Source organism: Pirellulales bacterium (assembly GCA_036490175.1).
Lineage (GTDB): Bacteria > Planctomycetota > Planctomycetia > Pirellulales > JACPPG01 > JACPPG01.
In genome coordinates, this window is sequence record DASXEJ010000186.1 from 1 (window position 1) to 17,664 (window position 17,664).

At 61.7% G+C, this 17,664-nt stretch carries 10 protein-coding genes; 2 read left to right on the forward strand and 8 right to left on the reverse strand.

Annotation, left to right across the window (positions count from 1 at the left end; genetic code table 11):
• On the reverse strand, positions 1 to 1,082 hold a 1,082-nt coding region (locus tag VGG64_13620; GenBank protein HEY1600641.1), incomplete at its 3' end, for a DUF6513 domain-containing protein.
• 51 nt (positions 1,083 to 1,133) lie between these two features.
• A complete protein-coding gene (locus VGG64_13625; GenBank protein ID HEY1600642.1) occupies positions 1,134 to 1,883 on the reverse strand; it encodes an SDR family oxidoreductase in 750 nt (249 codons plus the stop codon).
• Positions 1,884 to 2,195: 312 nt separating this feature from the next.
• Here VGG64_13625 and VGG64_13630 point away from each other — a divergent pair, with 312 nt between their 5' ends.
• Positions 2,196 to 3,359 (forward strand): hypothetical protein, encoded by a 1,164-nt coding sequence (locus tag VGG64_13630; GenBank protein HEY1600643.1) that lies wholly within the window; start codon positions 2,196 to 2,198, stop codon positions 3,357 to 3,359.
• A gap of 126 nt (positions 3,360 to 3,485) precedes the next feature.
• Here VGG64_13630 and VGG64_13635 read toward each other — a convergent pair whose 3' ends face one another.
• Complete coding sequence (locus VGG64_13635) at positions 3,486 to 5,102, reverse strand: PQQ-binding-like beta-propeller repeat protein (GenBank protein ID HEY1600644.1); 1,617 nt, start codon at positions 5,100 to 5,102, stop codon at positions 3,486 to 3,488.
• Between the two features lie 30 nt (positions 5,103 to 5,132).
• On the reverse strand, positions 5,133 to 5,417 hold the full coding sequence (locus VGG64_13640) for a peptidylprolyl isomerase (protein HEY1600645.1): 285 nt from the start codon (positions 5,415 to 5,417) through the stop codon (positions 5,133 to 5,135).
• A gap of 301 nt (positions 5,418 to 5,718) precedes the next feature.
• Here VGG64_13640 and VGG64_13645 point away from each other — a divergent pair, with 301 nt between their 5' ends.
• A complete protein-coding gene (locus VGG64_13645) occupies positions 5,719 to 6,471 on the forward strand; it encodes a hypothetical protein (protein HEY1600646.1) in 753 nt (250 codons plus the stop codon).
• 25 nt (positions 6,472 to 6,496) lie between these two features.
• Here VGG64_13645 and VGG64_13650 read toward each other — a convergent pair whose 3' ends face one another.
• From VGG64_13650 to VGG64_13665, 4 genes are all read right to left on the reverse strand, one after another.
• Positions 6,497 to 7,951: a hypothetical protein gene (locus VGG64_13650; protein ID HEY1600647.1), complete on the reverse strand. Its 1,455-nt coding sequence runs from the start codon at positions 7,949 to 7,951 to the stop codon at positions 6,497 to 6,499.
• On the reverse strand, positions 7,948 to 8,475 hold the full coding sequence (locus VGG64_13655; protein ID HEY1600648.1) for a sigma-70 family RNA polymerase sigma factor: 528 nt from the start codon (positions 8,473 to 8,475) through the stop codon (positions 7,948 to 7,950). Before VGG64_13655 ends, VGG64_13650 begins: the two co-directional genes overlap by 4 nt.
• Before the next feature lie 203 nt (positions 8,476 to 8,678).
• Positions 8,679 to 17,036, reverse strand: coding sequence for a M56 family metallopeptidase (locus VGG64_13660; protein HEY1600649.1), 8,358 nt, complete (start codon positions 17,034 to 17,036; stop codon positions 8,679 to 8,681).
• Entirely contained in the window at positions 17,014 to 17,415 is a 402-nt protein-coding gene (locus VGG64_13665; protein ID HEY1600650.1) for a BlaI/MecI/CopY family transcriptional regulator, read from the reverse strand. The genes VGG64_13660 and VGG64_13665 overlap by 23 nt, the downstream gene beginning before the upstream one ends.
• Between the last annotated feature and the right edge of the window lie 249 nt (positions 17,416 to 17,664).

Genomic DNA, 17,664 nt, shown 5'->3' on the forward strand with positions numbered 1-17,664 from the left:
AGCGTCGCGGCACCATATTCGTGAACGAGCGGATCGCGCAATAGCACTAGCGCCGGCTCCACGTGCTTGGGCAACACATGCCCATTCACCGAGTGATAGGCCAGGCGACGCGCCAGGTCGCATTCGCGTACGCTGCTCCGCGCCCAATTAATGACCTGCGTGGTAAGTACGCTGCGGATTCCCAATTCCTGGCAAAAGCCCAACAGCAGCGTGTTGATTCCTGCCGAATCCACGTCGGTGAGTTCGGTCAGATTGCCGATGCCCATCATGATTTCGGCATCGGGATATCGGGCCCGCACGTCGAGATACCTGGCCAGGCTGGCGGCAAAGCCAAAACCAATCGGTGCCAGAACCGGATCGATGCGCACGCGCACCCCGGCGGCCGCCAGCCGCGCCACGTTCTGGTCTAGACCCGCGAGTGTTTCCGGCACGTCAGGGACGACCACGACTTCGCAGCCCCAGTCGACCGCCCAATCGACGTTGCTCGAATTCACCGACAGAACGAGTTCGGCGCCGGCCCGCACGGCCGGCTCGATCTCGGCGGGATTCATGCTATCGATCGAGACCCGCGTCCCTTCGTCGCGAAGCAAACGCACCGCGTCGGCCACGTCGACCCAGGTTTCGCCCGGGTTACAGCCCAAATCGATCACGTCGGCGCCGTCGGCCAATAGACGTCGTGCCGCACCCAGCAATTCTTCGCGCGAAAGTCGCGGCACATGATTGATCTCGGCCAAGATCTCGATCGTGTAGCGACCGTAGTCCGAGTCGTCTGCCGGCGGTGCGCTAAACCAGCCGGGCAAATCGCGCAGATCTTTCGGTCCACGGTCGACCGGCGTGCCCACGGCCATTTGCACGGCGGCCAGGTCCCCTAGGCAATAGCCGGGCAACACGACGCGCGTCGTGCCCGCAGGCGGAGCCACGCGGCGCGCCACCCACTCGGGCGTCATCAAGGCGGCCACCGAAATTCCCAGCACGCCCACCGAGAAATCAAAATCAACCGTCGGCGCCATGCTCGCCAGCACGTGGCGCAAGCTATGCTCGGCCAATCGCCCGGTTACAAAATGTACGTGCTCTCGAGCCATAGACTGAATGATACGTCGCGCAGACCCCACAAAGTGCATTCTCGGCGCGCATCAATTTCCGCCGTTAACGGCGAAGATCTGACCCGTGATAAAGCTGGCCGCTGGTGAAGCCAGGAAACGCGCGGCGCGGGCTACGTCCTCGGGCGTGCCCCAGCGCCCCAACCACGAATCGGCCGCCGCCCGCTCTTGCCAGTATTCCGAGGCCTGGTCGCCCCAGGCGGTTTTGATCCAACCTGGGGCCAGGCAATTCACGCGCACTTCGGGCGCCAGACTGCGAGCGAGACTTTTCGTAAAGGCCATGATCGCGCCCTTGCTCGTGGCGAACAATTCTCCACTGTCGCCCGCCATCCCGCGCGCGGCCTGATCCCAACCCATGTTCAGAATCGTACCGTGCCCCGCGGCGCGCATTTTCGTCCCCACCAGTCGCGACAGCAGGATCGTGCCGCGGACGTCTACCTGCCACAGGTGTGACAGCTTGCGCTCGAAGGGCCACTTGCCGGCTTCACCGGTGAGCGTATCCGCGCCGGCATTATTGACCCAAACGTCAATACCGGATCGCCACGCCCAAGCGTCTTCGACCAATCGCTCGGCGGCCCGCTCGTCTGCCACATCAGCCAGAACGACCGTAGCGTCGGCTCCTAGCCGTCGCACTTGCATGGCCGTATCCTCGGCGGCATCGCGCGAGGTGTGCGCATGTACGATCACGGCGGCGCCGGCCGCGGCGAACTCCAGCGCGATGGCCCGACCGATTCCGCTCGATGAACCGGTAACGACCGTGGTCAGGCCGCAGAGATCGCTCATGCAGTTTTTTCGTGCGGAAGGCGGAAACGGGGGCGACTAGCGAGCTTATACTTGATTTTGTAACCTCGTCACACCGTACCAGCAAGAATCGCCCCGCATGCGGCTCGAGGCGCAGCCGGCAGTGACAGCTCGCCGAGGCCTGAAAACCGCTGCTGATTCTTGACCGTCCCAAAGGGTATACTCCGGGGCACCATGTCCAAACTACCTTGCTTCGCCCCACGCCGGGCCTGCTCTCACCGGCCGCCTTGCATCGCATCTAGCATCCCGCGCACGCCCCTAGTCGATTAGTCCGTGGAGTACCGCCCAAACGTCATGGACAATCCAATTCGCGCAGAGTTGATCCGCGACCGGCTGGCGACCACGGCATTCGCGTTTCGCGGCTACAACAATACGAACCTGGGACGCACCGCCGAGTTGCTGGAGCACCGCGCCTATGGACCGATCATGGAGCGCTACCTGCGCGAAGACTCCGAGATCTGCTCCGAAGCCACAGGCCAGAAGATCGACCTCGTGGCCCGCGTCCGCTCGCGCGTGGAAAGCTCGCTGGACACGTTCGCGGAAGACGTGCCATTGATTGTGACCGTCGAGCGAGCGCACTTGGCATTGTTGAAGCAGTTCTTCGACATCGATTATGGCCGCACACGCGTGGCCTTCGGCTATAGCATCGGCGAGATTGCCGCCCTGGTGTGCAGCGGTGTCTACGAAATGCAGCACCTGCTGCGGCCGCTGCTGTACCTGGCTGACGACTGCGTCGAGTTGGCCCGCACCGTGACGATGGGCGTGGTCTTCTCGCGAGGGCCGGCCTTGGATCTCGACGCCGTGCAGCGATTGTGCACCAAGATCACCGCCGAGGGGCGCGGCGTGATCGACCTGTCGAGCCACATGGCCCCTAACACGGTGCTGATCCTTGGCCAATACGAGACTATCGACCGCTTCAAGCAGCTGATGCCCGAGATTTTGGGCAAGCAGATCCACCTGCGGAAGAACTCCTACAAATGGCCGCCGCTGCACACGTCGATTTTATGGTCCAAGAACATCTCGAATCGCGCCGCGGCGATCATGCAAACCGTGCCGGGGGGTTTCACCGCGCCGGTGCCGCCGGTCCTGTCATTGGTCAACGGCAAGGTCGCGTACAACGATTTCAACAGCCGTAGCCTGATGAACCGCTGGGTCGATCACCCGCAACGGCTGTGGGACGCGATCAACGAGCTGCTCACGCTGGGGATCGACCTGATCTTGCACGTGGGACCCGAGCCGAACCTGATTCCGGCGACTTTTCAGCGCATTAGCGACAACGTCAATGCGCAAGTGAATCGATGGTCGATGAAAAGCAGCCTGGGACGCCGGGCCGTGATCGGTATCGTGCGCCGCCCCTGGCTGGCCAAGGTGATCTCCTCGCGCGCGGCAATTCTCCGTACGCCCTTCGTGGCGCATGTCGTGGTCGAGGATTGGCTGCTGGCGCAGGAGCCGCCGTAAGGGGAAACGATGAATGCGGAAAGATGAACGATGAATGGCTGCCGCCCGCCGCAATCTTCCTCACCTTAGTTCGTCGCGGCCTTTGCTTGCGCCGCAGCAGGCTCTTCATTCATTGTTTCGTTTCGATCATTCCGTGCGCAGCGGCAACTCGTAGCAGATCGCTTCTTCGTGGTTGCGCACGAGCAAGTTTCGGCCCGAGATGGCCGGATTGTTCCAGGTTTTGCCTTCGAGCGAGGTGATTCGCCCCAGTTCTTTGAATGCCGTGGGATTGGGATCCACCAGCACCAAATCGCCCGGCTGTTCGGCCTGCACCAAGAGCAGATCGCCCACCAGCAATAGTTGCCCGTGCCCGTAGTGTCCCCCTTTCCAGCGGCGTTTGCCGGTGCCGGCTTCGATGCAGGACAGCACGCCGTCGTCCAAGGCGTAGACAAATTCGTCGCGGAGAACCATGTTCGCGAACTTCGATTTCAGGTTGCGCAGATTGCGATTTTTCCAAACCTGCTCGACGGCCAGCCCTCCCTCGTCGTCGGGCGTGAATCGCAGCAGCTCGCTCCCTAGGCCATAGCCGGCCGAGACCAGCAACGTGTCCTCGCCCGTGACTAGGGGCTCGGTACATTTCGGATTCGGTTGCAGCCACTCATGCCGCCACAGAATGTGTCCGTCGACGGGATCGTGCCCGGCGACGCTTTCGCGATTGATGATCACGACTTGCGGTATGCCCGCCAGCGTGACCAGCTTGGGCGAGCTGTAGCTGGCCGGATCATCGCCGGCGTGCCACAACAGGTCTCCCGTCTCTTTGTGATAGGCGACCAGCGACTTGCCGTCCGGCCCGCCGGCCGACACGATCACCGCGTCCCCCACGACGAGCGGCGAGCAGCTTTTTCCCCATTGCGGCTTGCGCTCGAGCGTATCGGCGCCGTTCTCTTCCGCTACTTCGTGCGACCAGAGCTTTTTTCCCGTCGCACCGTCGAGGCAATTCAACAGCCCCAGTGCACCCAACGTATAGACGCGACCGTCAACGATCGTCGGCGTCGCACGGGGGCCGACACCGGCCAAAGTCTCTTCGAAGCGCACTTTGTCGGCGTGATACCAGACCGGTTTGCCGGTGGCCAACTCGTAACAGACGACCAACTCGTTCTCGCCGCGCTGTTCTTGCGTCACCGCGTAGTTGCCCACGATGGCGAATGAGCTCCAGGCCGCGCCCACCGGACGGCGCCATACTTCGCGCGGCGGAGTCGTGGACCAATCGCGAGCCAGTTCCGGTCCGGCCACCACGGCGCAGCGTCCGGGTCCGAGAAATTCCGGAGAATCCGCGGGTGTTGTCGACAGCAAGTCCGCCGTCCCACCCACAAGATCGGCAAACTCACCAGCCAGAGCCACGTCGTGCTTGGGAGTCCAGCGCCAAGCGAGTTTTGGCACGACGTCTCCCGAGGTCTCGTCCACGCGCACCAAGGCGAACGCGCCGGCCATGCCGATGGCAAATCCGAACAGCCCGGTTAGCCGCCCACCCCAAGACCACGGCGCCGTTAGCAACAGCCACGCGACAAGCAGCAGTGTGGCGCCAGCTGCCGTGGCAGCCGAGATCAGGAACGCGACCTGATGGTCCTTGTTAGGGTTGAACTGCGCCCAGGCGCACACGCCGGCGGCGCCCAACACCACGACCGCAGCTAACCCAAAGCGGACCACGCCGGCTGGGCTAACTCCGCCCTGCGGCCAACGTCGCGCTGAATCGTTCGTTGTCATCGATTTACCCAGTGGATTTACTCGGCGGATTTAGTCAGTGCGGCTAGTGACTTCGAGCAGGTGCCAGCCGAACTGCGTCCGTACCGGTCCCTGCACCTGTCCGACCGGCGCGCTGAAAACCACCTTGTCGAACTCGGGCACCATGCGTCCCGGCGAAAACTCCCCCAGTTCTCCCCCCTGCTTGCCAGACGGACATTGCGAATGCTGCTTGGCAATATCGGCGAAATCCGCGCCCGCCTCGATCTGAGTTTTGAGCGACTCGCAACTCTCTTTCGTGGGAACCAAAATATGCCGTGCCTTGGCTTTTTGCGCCATGATGAGCTCCGATCGATGCGTGGGTAGAAAATGAAAAGGCGAGGCCGACTGCCGGCCTGAAATCGCGCGGCGATGTGACCGGTAGCGTTCTGCTGAACCGGCTTGTTGCTGATTATATCGGGCCGCACAGCCGAAGTCTTGGGGGACCACGATCGGGACCATCAAGATCGCGGCGACGCGGACTGGGCAATAACCCTACGACCAGAGGCGACGTTGATCAGGCGTGGTTCGCTTCGGCCCGCCAGGCCTGATAGCATTTGTGTGCGTCCCTTTCGGTTGCCGGGATCTTCAGGAGCAGGCCATGAGCAACGACTCTTTTGACCAGAAGCATTCTCGCTTCCCGCTGAGCCGCTTCAGCCTGACGACGCTGCTGATACTGATCGCGGCGATCGCAGTAGCGCTTACCATTGGTCTCGAACTCTCCAAGACCGAGGTCACTGGCTACGTGCAGATGCGACGCACGCTCAGCGATAGCGGTTGGCCCCAGGCCTGGGACGACGAAATGACCGAGGAGGAGTACGAGACGTTCTACCGCACGCAGATAGAATTGATGCGCAGCCGTATGCTATTAACCCGCGCGCTACGGGATCCCACGATCAAGGCGTTCTTGCCGTCTGGAAACGGAGATCCAGTCGAATGGCTACGGAAGAACGTAAAGTTCGAACGCCCCCATAATGCGGAACTGCTGCAAATCAGCCTCTTGACCCATGATCCGGCGCAAGGCGTTGCCCTCGTGAAAGCCATCGTAGATTGCTACTTCAAAGAAGTCGTTGAAAGTGGAGTGGTTAATCAAGCCAAGGCTGAGCAAAAGATAAACAAGGTCTACGAAGACCTGAAGGAAAAGCTTTTGCAGTTCAATAAGGATACAGCGAAACTGGTCGCCGAGTTCGGTGCCGACATCGCTAAAGCCCCCGAAATTGAGTTGCGCCAGCTTAGAACCCTGCAAATGGAAAGAGATCTTGACGACGTGGCGCGCGAGCTTCACAAAGTGCGCATGCGGCGAAATATGCCCTCGCGCGTGCAGCGATTGGACGACCCTAGTGTCGCCCCGTAAGCAATCGAGCTGAGTCGAGGCTGACCTATTCCGAGGGGAGCCGGCGACCGTCGTGCGTCGGCTTTTCGCCCGTAGTTTTCTCGACGTCACTCGTCTCGATGTCGAGCTCCTCGTCATTGGGCCAAGAGTCCGACAAGCCCAACTTTTCGGCCTGAGCCTCCGTGAGCCTTTCTGTGCGGAGGTCGCCATAAATGACGCAGTATCGCGTCAGATCAGGCCCTCCCACGCGCCACCACAGTAGGAGCTCGTCTTTGTCTGCCCGATCGATCGTGCGTCCACCATAAAAGGCGTGGTAGCGGTTCCGCAGAATCCGTGCGATCCAGTCCAAACCCGGCCGCGCCTGCTGAATCCGCCGGAATTTCTCGTCCTGCTCCCAGGCCCGCTGCGGTTCGCCTGCGAAGCCTGCCAATTGGAGCATCTCTTCTTGGATGGCCGCGGCATCGAACTTTTTCGTCCGTGGATAATGGCCACCGCTCAAATCAGCGTAGGTCCCGAGCGCCGTGGTGATCTGCTGCAGGTCTCCCACCTCGCGGGGCGGGGTGATGTCCGCGTAGCCGTCAGGGGGAGCCGGCTCGAACAAACGAGGATCGAGCGGGATGTTCCAGCGGAAATCCGTCGCGCGCAGCATATGCTCCGAGTCATCCTTTCCTTCGTAACCGAATTCCAAGGGCAAATCCGTCTGCGGATCGACCCACACCTCGACCGGATCGTGTACCTGATTGTCTGGATTCTTGTCGTGCCAGTCCTTCAGAAAGACGACATAGCCTCGCGCCTCTTTCCCCTTGATCTGCTTGTTGCCGAGTTCGTGAATGACTTCGCCGGAATTCTCCCGAATCATGCGCAGCAGATCCCAGGGATAGGTCGGCGACCCGATTGGCTCGTTGGGAATTCGGCAATAGACGCGATATTTGTGATCGATAAACATGCCCGCCTTTCCGGCCGGATTGACCTCGACGAAATGCTCGACGAGCCAGGTCGTGCGCTTTGGTTCCTCTCCCTCGGTCCGCTCGATCCTCGTTTCGTTGTGGAACGCGTCCGGCGCCATCCAATAGGTCTGCCCCTCTTCGGTCACGACCGTAGGATTCTGCTGACCCTCTTCAACGAACGAATTTCTGGACACGATCTGGTAGCTATACGACTTCACCTCGCGCAACTCGCGGGCCATGCGCTCCATGGCCGACAGCGGCTGGCTCGCCGTCAGCAACATCGCCAGCCATGCCAATGTCGCGGCGATCGACAGGCCGATCCCGCCCACGGCCCACGTTTGGGTGCGACTGAGCCGGGCGAATCGTCCCGCGCGTCCTGGCGCGGCGCCCGTCGTTGAAGTACTCGTCGCGGCACCATCCCTGCGGCGCCGCTCACGCTCCAGCCAAGCGACCGTTTCACGCGCGTCGGGCGCCGGCGATACGCGCATTTCTTCGAACGCACTTGCGACTCGACGCGCCACATCTTCGTTATTCTGCGATTCGTCGTCGCTCATGCTGAATCCTCGGAATGGGATGCCGGACCATACGTCGGACCGAGTCCTTCGCGCAAGCTCGTCGCGGCACGATGAACTAACACTCGCACGTGGCCGGCGTCCACGCCCAACTGCTCCGCTACCTCGGCCGCGCTGAGTTGCTCGACATGGCGTAGCCAAAACGCCTCGGCCTGTTGCGCCGGCAGGGTCGTCAGGGCCCGCCGTATTTGCTCGCGCAGTTCTTCCCCCTGGGCCCGCGCATCGGGTGGCTCGACCGCAGACGGGATCTGGTCGGTGCCATCACCCCCCTCGAATGCCTTGTTGCGCCGGTAGCGCTCCCGCAAACGGTCGATAGCCCGCCGTGTGGCGATCCGCACGAGCATCGTCCGCCAATGCCGCACTTCGCTGGCTTTGGCCATGCGCAGCGCGTCGAGAAACGTTTGCTGGTAGCAATCGAGCGCATCATCATGATTATCGAGCAGCCGGTTCGCGGTCCGCCAGACAGCATCGGCGTGCGCGGTGACGATCGCGTCGAGGTCGCTCATGCGTGGGTGCGTCTGGCGTGTTGGATACCGGCGTCGCACCTCTATAGTCGCTCAAGCCGGCCCGGCGTTACAACCGCACAGAAGTAAAAAACTGCAACGGCCTTGAAAACGACCACGCAACCGGGGAATGCGGGGCTCACGTCCGTCAAACACCGAGGGAAGAAAGGTTATTCGTTGCGTGTGGCACGGCCGCGTCCGTGTTGTCACTGTTGCGGTTCCGGTTCAATTTCTAGAGAGTAGATCCCTTCCCCATCAAGTTCTTGCAAGTCCCTCGTGGCGTTATTTCGGACACTCAGCCATGCGCCAGTGTCTTCGATGTTGACGTTCGGATGCGTCGCGGCGAATTTCGCCCGATCGAGCTTCGAAATATTGTTCCCCCGCAAGGTGATCGATTCCAACTTTCGCAATCCTGCAAGTTTGGTCAAACCTTCCCCGGTGATCGCGGTATAGCTGAGCGAGAGCAGGCTCACGTTTTCGAGCTTGCCGATCGAGTCGAGCGCCCGGTCGGTAATCTTGGTCGAATCGAGATCGAGCGATTCGAGCCCGGCCAGCGACGGCAATGCGCGGCTGCCGGGATCGTCGACCAGCGAATCCGCGAGATTCAATTTTTTGAGCTCTATGAGAGGTGCCAGGCTCGTTAGTCCGCTGCCGGTGAATTTTCCGTGCGTCAGCGTCAGGCTTTCCAGCGTGGCCAGGTTTGCCAGGTGCGACAGCATGTCGTCGGTGACCGGTCCACCGGACATTTCGAGCTGCTTTAATTGCGTCAGTGCCGCGAGTTGTTTCAGCCCAACCGCGGTGTAGTCCCCCTCCCCTCCCAGCCACAACTTGCTCAGTTTTGTGAACCGGGAAATGCTCTGCAAAGTGGCGTCGGTTACGCGCGCCATCTGCAGACTGAGCACGCGGAGCTTTGCCGCGGGAGCAAAATCGCTGAGTCCAGTGTCACTTGTGGCGACACCTTGAAGCGATAGCCCTACCAACTCAGTCATGGCCGTGGCGGCCCGCAGGATCGCGTCCCCATTGTCGGTGCTGGGCGCCGTATTTTCCGCAGGAACGTCACCCATCACGGTCAAGGCGCGCAGGTTTATCAGGCTCTTCAGCTGCGATAAAGCGTCGGGTTTCGAGTCCTTGAGATGTAGCGTCAATGCACGGAGTTGTGTGAGCTCGGCCAGCGACTTCAGGCCCTCGGCGTCGAGCGGCGTTTCCACGATTTGCAAAGCGCGCAGCGCGGCGAGCGGCCTCAGGCTGGTGAGCCCTCGCCCCTTCACTCCCGGGCAATTGGCCAGCATGAATGACGCGAGCTTTTCCAACTTGGCAAGTGGCATGAGCCCCATGTCGGTGACCGCCGTATTGATCAACTGCAACGACCTGAGGGATTCGATTTCGCAAAGTGCGGCCAGTCCGGCGTCCGGCACCGCAACAATATTGCTGTTCGGCTGCCCGCCGCGGACTCCCTGGATTTGCAGTTCTGTCGCGCCTGCGGCCAGCTTTGCCAATCGCTGGCAGCCCGTGGCAGACAGGCTGCACTCGCTCAGCACTATCGCGTTGGCGGAGGGCAAACGCGCGATCTTCTCGATCATCTCGTCCGTCACCGGCGACAGAATAAGCGACTTTATTCGCTTTGCTGGCTCAATGCGTCCTATCGCCGCAGGCGCGATCGGGCCCAACTCGATCGTGACGAACCGCACGTCGGGCAATGCGTTGATTAGCTCCAGGTCGGCATCCGCTCCTTTCCATTCACGCCCCAGGTAAAGGCTCATGCCGTCGGCGCGATTCGGGTTGAGCTCGTAAATGTTGGCTCCCAGCGCGCGCAGGCGCGCCTGCGCGGCTGCCGCATCGTCGCCACTTGCCGCGGGTGCGGCTTGGGATGCGGCGGAACCATTTTCGGCAGCAACTTTGCGCGGGTTTTTCCCTGCAGCGGTAAACGTGCCTGTTGCAGCCGCCGGTGGCATCGGCTCCGCTTTACCCTGCGGCGAAACAGCAGCCTTGGCGCCGATCTTGGCTTTCAGCCGTTCGAGTTCTGGTCGCTCGGCGGACGTGATGGCATGCTCGTCCAGCTTCATGCCGAGCGCTTCTTTGAACGCCTCGGTCATCGCCGCGGCGTCCCCTCCTTTTTCTTCAATGAGCGCGAGATGAAAATACTTGGCCGCCGTGGGCTGGGCATCGATCGATTTCTTGATGTCTGCCCGGGCGTGCTCCACATCCCCCTTAGTCAACATCACGACGGCCCGTGTGTCCAACAGGTCGGGCGTCGGCCCAAACACATCGACAGCGTCACCAATCAACCTTTCTGCCTCGGCCAAATCCGCCTGTTTGCCGCGAATGGCCAGAGCATAGGCCACGTTGTTCGAACAGAGCGCGCGCCAATTCGGATCGAGACCCGGCCGCTTGAGCAAACGGCGGTAAATCGCCAGCGCATCGTCCGCGCGCCCTTGGCGATCGCGCAATTCAGCCATTAGCCCTAATAGCGACAGCGAATCGGGATCCGCCGCCAGGGCTTGCTCCAGGCGACCGGCCAACACTTCGAATTGTTTTGGCGTGACATCCTGCGGCCGTTTGCGAATCTCCTGCATGGCGACCGAAAGTTCGATAGCATCGAGCCGCATTTCCTCCAACGGCCCTGCCGCGGCCTCGCTTTGGGGTTCGACTTCCATGACCTCGAGCTTACTGGCGACGAACAACTCGGTCCGTCCGCTCTTGGCAATCTTCACACCCGGGAGCGCCTTGCGAAGCGTGGACATGGCGTCGCGGTCGGCCTTTAGGCCGATCACGCGCAGCGTGCGCAGATTTTTGAGTGTCCGTAACGAGGCTAATCCGGTCGGCGTGACTGCCGTCTCGCTCAGGTCCAGTGCCTTGAGTTGCGCCATCTTGGCAAGCGTCGCCAGGCCGGCGTCGCTAATTATTGTTTTGCCCAAATTGAGCGACACGAGCGCCGGCAGATTAACCAGGGTCGCAAGACCCGCGTCGTCGAGCGGCGCATCGACAAGCGCCAGAGACTTTAAAGCTGTTAAGGGCGTAAGGCCGCTCAGGCCCGCGCCGGTGATCTTGCTGCCAACGAAGGTGATGCTTTCCAAGGTCTTGAGGCGTGCCAGCTCACGCAGACCGGCATCGGTGACTCCTGCTTGATCGATCTCTAATTCGGTCAGCTTCGTGAGTGGTGCCAACTGGGCGAGCCCCGCTGCCGTCACCTCCCCGCGTGCCGTGACATTAAGCTGGCGCAGCTCGCTGAGTCGGCCGAGGGCCGCGATCCCCTGATCGCTCAATTCGGCTGGAATCAGAGACAATTTTTGCAATCGCGCGGCGGTTGCCAGCGAAGTCAGCCCCTCGGACGTCGGACCGAATCCATAAACAACGAGCGATTGCAACGCGGGCATCGCACCCGCCGCCTTTAGCGCGGCATTACCGACCGCGGCGTCGTCGGCTTGCTTCACTTCCCGCCACAGACTGAGCGAGTTCAGATTCACGAGCGCCACGAGGGGTGCCAGGTCGGCCGGGGCCGCGTCATTGACCAGCATCTGTAGCGACTGTAATTGCGTCAGCTCACTCATTCCCTTAAGCCCTGCGGAATCGAGGGAAACGCGTACCGTCAGCTCGCGCAATTTGGTCAGACCTTTAAGTTTGCGCAGCCCCGCGCCATGCACGCCCGGACATTCGCCGACCGTGAACGTCTTGAGTTTCTCTAGACTCGCCAGGTGGGCGATGCCCGCGTCGGTTACGTTGGAAAGCATGAGAACGAGCGATTTAAGATCGTGCATTTGACCGATAAATCTGAGCCCGTCATCGGTAACACCTTTCGGCGACGGCTTGTCGCCTGGACTCGCGAACGGTCCGTCGATTTGCAGGTCCGTCACATCGGGTGCAAGTTCGGCCACGCGCCGGCACCCGTCGGCAGACAAGTCGCACCCGGTAACCATCAGCGCGCGGCACTTGGGCAGCTGAGTGATTTTGGCCATTCGCTCGTCGGTCGCGCCCTCCAGGATGAGCACATCGAGCGGCTTCGCGAGCGCAATCTGATTCAGCAGGTCGCTGACGGAATCTTCGAGACGTACGTGGAGGTATTTGACGTTCGGCAATTGAAGGAGCAACCGCAAGTCGTCCGGTTTGCCCTTCCAGCCGCGATTCAGACCGATTGTCAGGGGCGTGGTCGGCGTGGCCTCGCCACTACCGTTGATATCTAGCCCCACAGCGCGCAGCTGCGCAATCGCTTGCTGAGCCGCTGCCTCGTCGACGGTGCCACCCTCACCCTGCTGTTTTCCTGCCGAAGAGAAGGTGCCTGTTCTGGCGGCCTTCGGCGCAGGCTCCGCTTTGCCCTCGCCGAAGGCCCTGAACTCGTTAGGCGCGAGGGGCTCGTCATCCGCCTCGTTGTTCGCGCCGTCCGACTTTTTCGGCGGTTCTGCCGAAAAGATAAAACCACGACCGATCACGTCGAGGTGAACCGCGGGCAACTCTTTGCGCAGTGTGGCCATCTCGTCGGCCGTGGCTTTCAGACCTTCGACTTGCAACGACCGAAGGCTTTTTGCGTCGCGTAGCGTTGCCAGCCCTGCCGGGGTTATCGCAGTACCATTGAGGGTGAGCGAGCGCAGCCTGGTTAGCCTGACGATCGATGCCAGGGCCCGGTCTGTGATCTTCGTCTCACTCAGGTTCAGTACTTCGAGCGACTGAAACGCCGGCAAATTCTCGCAGCCGGCATCGTTCAGCGGCGACCGTTCGAGAGTGAGTTCTTTGAGCAGCACAAGCGGCGCAAGCGCCGGCAAACCTGCACCCGTGATCTGGCTATCGGACAAATTCAGGCGTTCGAGCGCCTTGAGCGGAGCAAAGGATTTCAGCGCGTCGTCGGCGAAACCGCCGTGGTCGATTGAAAGGAACTTCAACTGGGAAAGGGACGCCAGCTTCGCCAGATTGCCAGGAACGATCTTCCCTGCGGCAGTGACCCCCAATCTTTTCAGCTTCTTGAGTTGGCCAAGCGCCGATAGACCATCCTCATCGAGAACCACCGGGCGGAGAAACAACGATTCGATCTCAGCCTTTGGCGCGAGCGCCGCCAAACCGGTGGCATCGACGCCCAGTCCGTCGAGTTGCAGGTCGCGCAATTCCGGCATCTCGGCGGCGGCGCGCAATAGGGCGTTGCCGAGATCAAGATGCCGCAGCGCATCCGGCGCGTTTTCCGGATCCGTAAAAGTAAGTGTGCGCAGATGGGATAGTTTGGCGAGCGCTCCGAAATCCTCCGGTTGCAGCTCGTCGGCCGAACGCTTGTCGAGTTGGAAATGAATGTCCTCCAACATCACAAGTTGCGCCAGGCCTGTCATGACTTCGCGGGTCAGCGGCATCATGTAGGCCGAGAAATGTCGCAGCGATGTCAGAGGCGCAAGCGCGCCATAGCCGGCCCCGCGCAGGCCTGGGCACATGACCAGACGGATCTCGTCCAAGTTCTTCAGTCCAGCCAGTCCGGCAAGCCCACCGTCGGTAATGGCCAAATGAACGAGCTCGAGATAGCGAAGGCTTTCAAGTTGCCCGAACTTTGCCAGGCCCGCGTCGTCGACACCCACTGGCGGTTTCTTAGAATCCTGAGGGTCGAAAACACCCTGCAAGGTGAGCCTCTCGACGCCGCGCGCCAATTCCGCCGCGCGCTGGCAGCCGGCCGCCGACAAGGAACAGCCTGCGAACGTAACGTTACGCGCCGCGGGCAAGCCGGTGATCTTGGCCATCACCTCGTTCGTCACTGGGCTGATCGTCAGGTTTTCGGCCGACGCGGCCAGCTTGATGCCGCCGATTCCTGTGCCGCCGCTGGCCGTCAGATCGAAGTACAAAAAGGCCACGTCCGGCAGCTCGTTGATCAGCTTCAAATCGGCGTCGGTCCCCTTCCAGCCCTGGCGAATGCTGACATCCCAGGCTCGGCCTGGCGGATCGCCGTCGTAGAATGCTGGCTCGACAAAGGCCCCCAGTTTCCGCAGCCGCTCCGCAGCGGCAGGCTCATTAGGATCACGCGCGGGGCGCGCGAGCGCATCGGGAGTGAATGTGAGCACGGCCCCCTTAGGAACGAATACTCCTGTCGCCTTATATTGACGCGGAGCCGGCTGCGCCGCACCGTCGGCCGCTTTCGTCGCATCCGTGTCGACCGAAGTTTTATCCTGCGGTTGTCCTTCACCAGCGGGCACGTCATTGCGAGGAGAAGCCGGTTTTTGCTCTTCATCTTTTTCTTGCGCCGCAGCTTGTTTTTGCTCGCGCCGTTGTTTCGATGCTGCGCGGGCCTCGCGCATCGGTCGATGTACATCGTCGGCCTTGGCACGATCAGCCGCCGTTGGGGGTCCTAGCGCGACTTCGTGATCTTCGCCGGCTGCCAGGTCGATCTGCTCTACCGGCAAAGTCACCGAGCTGCCTTCGTCCATTTCTAACGACCGGCCGATTCGCACGTCGCCGGGTGGAATCAGCACCGTCACCGGCTCCTTGTCAACCTTTGTTTGGTAGACGATGAAGTCGATGCTATTTGGGCCGAGCGCCGTGGCGCGGCACCGCACGTCGCCGCTCTGTTCCTTGATGCCTCCCGTGCTGGTGAACGTCACAGTGGCCCAAGGTGCCAAGTTGATCGTCGGTGATTCGTCCTTCGTCGGGCCGGGCCTGATGTCGCAACCCGTTGGGTGAAAAATAGCCAACACGTACTCGTCGTTCTCCGGATAGACGGTGTAGCGACCATCAGAATCGGCCGGCGTCCATTCATGGTCGTATGGATCGCGCAACTGCGTGCCTGCGAGAACCACTCCCGAGGGGTTGTCCGGCGGCAACACAACTACCTGGGCCCCCACCGCCGGCTTACCTTCAGCGGTGAGCACCTGCCCCTTGTGCTCACGCGCCGGGTCTTGGCGCAAATCATCCGCAGTGCGGATCCGATCGAGCCGCTCGCTGGCGCGAGGGCTCATAGCGCCAACGCTCATCGGTTCAGGATCGCAAAACGGAACGTAAATCTCCTTTTGAATGCGCTGCTGCAACGCCTGATCGATGCGGTTGTTTATTGCGCCATTTGTAAACTTGAAATGCGGACTGATCGGCCCATCGGCGCGCAAGGTGCGGAAGCGCAGCACCATCTGCTCCCAGGTGATAATACGCCTGTCCCATAGGATCACGTGCTCGGTGACGATGATCGTGGGCTTGGCAATGGCGGGCTTGTCGGCACGATCGGCAGCGGGTGCGACGGTGTCTGACTCTTTAGTGGCGCTACCCTCACCCTGCCCTCTTGCTGGCAGCGAGTCGGGTTCCAGTGGCGCGTCGGCGGATCGTGCCAGATTTTCTGTTTTCACTTCTGCTGGCGGCGCGGCCCTGGTTGGCAAGCCGGCGCCCGGCAGGAGCAACACCAACGCCACGAGTGCCGTAGCATAGTACGACCAGGGCGTCCACTTTTGAAAACGATCGGCATGTTGCAACAAGTGGTCCAGCCGGCGGGCCGTCACGCCCAGCATGCCCACGCCCGGCACGGCGAAGGCCGGCTGTGCTTGCGATTGCCGCTCGAGCACGTCCAAGAGTGCCCGCGCGTAGTCGGCCGGGCGGCAACCGAGACCGGTAACCACCTCTTCGTCGCAGGCGCGTTCGCGCTCGCGACGGGCTTCGCGATTAGCCCACCAGACGAGTGGATGAAACCACCAGAAAAGCTGCGCGACGAGTTGCACAAACGCCGCCGCCGTATCGCCACGTCGGAGATGAATCAACTCATGAGCCAGGATGGCGTTGAGACGCGTATCTCGGGCGACGGCCTCATTGCCATCTGCATCCGCGTGTTGGTTAGACAGGCCGGTGTCCTGTAGACCCTCACCCTGCCCTCTCCCTGGTAGGAAGAGGGTTTTTTTGGCGGAGATGTTGCTTGCCTCCGGGCTCTCCTCCGGCACAAACAGGTCGGCCGGCAGGAGCAGCGTCGCGCGCCAGATGCCGAACACGGCGGGTGACACCGTTTCGCGCGTGATCATGATCTTCAACCGACGCCGGATGCGCGGCGGCAGGTGCAGCCGCGCGGCCACGTCACTGACGCGTCGCTCGAGACTCGCAGGCACGACCACTGAGGCGGCCCGCCAGCGCCGCCGGTAGCCGACCCACTTCGACATCACAAATATGCTTAACCCCATGACACCCAGCAACCAGGTCGTGGCGATCACAATGGTCGGCGTTACCCAGGCAAACCGGCTCACAGGCTCCTGCGCGACCAGAGGTAGCGCCGGCGAGACGCGCGGCGGAAACGCGGCACGATCCTGAACCACCGCTGGCAACGGATCGAAGCGCGGCATTACAGGCAGGGCCGAAACCCGCGGCGCTGCCGGAACAGGCTCGACCGCCACGAGCTGCGGCGGTGCGCTGCGCTGGGTCCAACTGAAAATGCCGGCCTGACTGGCAACCAGTGGCGGCGTCAGCGCCTTGACGACGACTAGCATCCACAGCAAGTACGCCAGATGCGGCCTACGCCGGCAGCCCCAGCGAACCAGTGCCGCCACCAGCAGCGCCACGACCGAGACTTGCCAAAACTGCGTCCAGGCCAGCTGCGCCAGAACGTCGGCTGACAGTTCAACGCTTGCTATGTTCGTCATCTTTCTGCTCCCGCTGGTTCAAGATGTCGCGCAGCCGGGCGATGTCCTCGGCCGTGAGCTTGTGATCGGCAATCAGACATTCGACCAGCGGCAGCGCGTCGCCGTCGAACAACCGCGAAACGAAGTCCGCGACCGTCTCGCGTACTACCTGCGTCGGACGAATCCGCGGCCGGTAGTGAGTGCTCTTGCCTTCGCGCCGGGTGGCCAGATACCCCTTGGCCTCCAGGCGGCGCAGATAGGTCTGGACCGTCTTGTAGTCGAGCGTACGGTCCGTCGGCAGCGCGTCGAACACCTGCCGCACCGTGGCGCCCCCCAGGCTCCAAACGATGCGGGCCACTTCCAATTCCGCCTTCGATAATCCCGCGCGTCGTACCATCATGCGATTCCTCTCGGCAGAGCCTCCATGTCGTACAATTGAACGACATTATGTCGTACATTTGTACGCTGTCAAGCAAATTTCCTCGGGGGGCTTTGCTGGGCCAGCCGCGCAGGGGGCGCGCCACGATCTGTGCCGATAGTTGCAAGGTATTAAACCTTCCGCCCCCGGCGGACGCCCGCCAGGCTCAATGCGGATGCCCAAGCCCTATTTTCGCCACCGGAATCAATCTGCTTGGGGCTTCTCGCTGCG

Bases quoted from the DNA above. Each gene is read 5' to 3' on its own strand.
- VGG64_13665 (HEY1600650.1), bottom strand. From the start codon at position 17,415: ATGATGGTACGACGCGCGGGATTATCGAAGGCGGAATTGGAAGTGGCC.
- VGG64_13655 (HEY1600648.1), bottom strand. From the start codon at position 8,475: ATGAGCGACCTCGACGCGATCGTCACCGCGCACGCCGATGCTGTCTGG.
- VGG64_13640 (HEY1600645.1), bottom strand. From the start codon at position 5,417: ATGGCGCAAAAAGCCAAGGCACGGCATATTTTGGTTCCCACGAAAGAG.
- VGG64_13635 (HEY1600644.1), bottom strand. From the start codon at position 5,102: ATGACAACGAACGATTCAGCGCGACGTTGGCCGCAGGGCGGAGTTAGC.
- VGG64_13650 (HEY1600647.1), bottom strand. From the start codon at position 7,951: ATGAGCGACGACGAATCGCAGAATAACGAAGATGTGGCGCGTCGAGTC.
- VGG64_13645 (HEY1600646.1), top strand. From the start codon at position 5,719: ATGAGCAACGACTCTTTTGACCAGAAGCATTCTCGCTTCCCGCTGAGC.
- VGG64_13625 (HEY1600642.1), bottom strand. From the start codon at position 1,883: ATGAGCGATCTCTGCGGCCTGACCACGGTCGTTACCGGTTCATCGAGC.
- VGG64_13630 (HEY1600643.1), top strand. From the start codon at position 2,196: ATGGACAATCCAATTCGCGCAGAGTTGATCCGCGACCGGCTGGCGACC.
- VGG64_13660 (HEY1600649.1), bottom strand. From the start codon at position 17,036: ATGACGAACATAGCAAGCGTTGAACTGTCAGCCGACGTTCTGGCGCAG.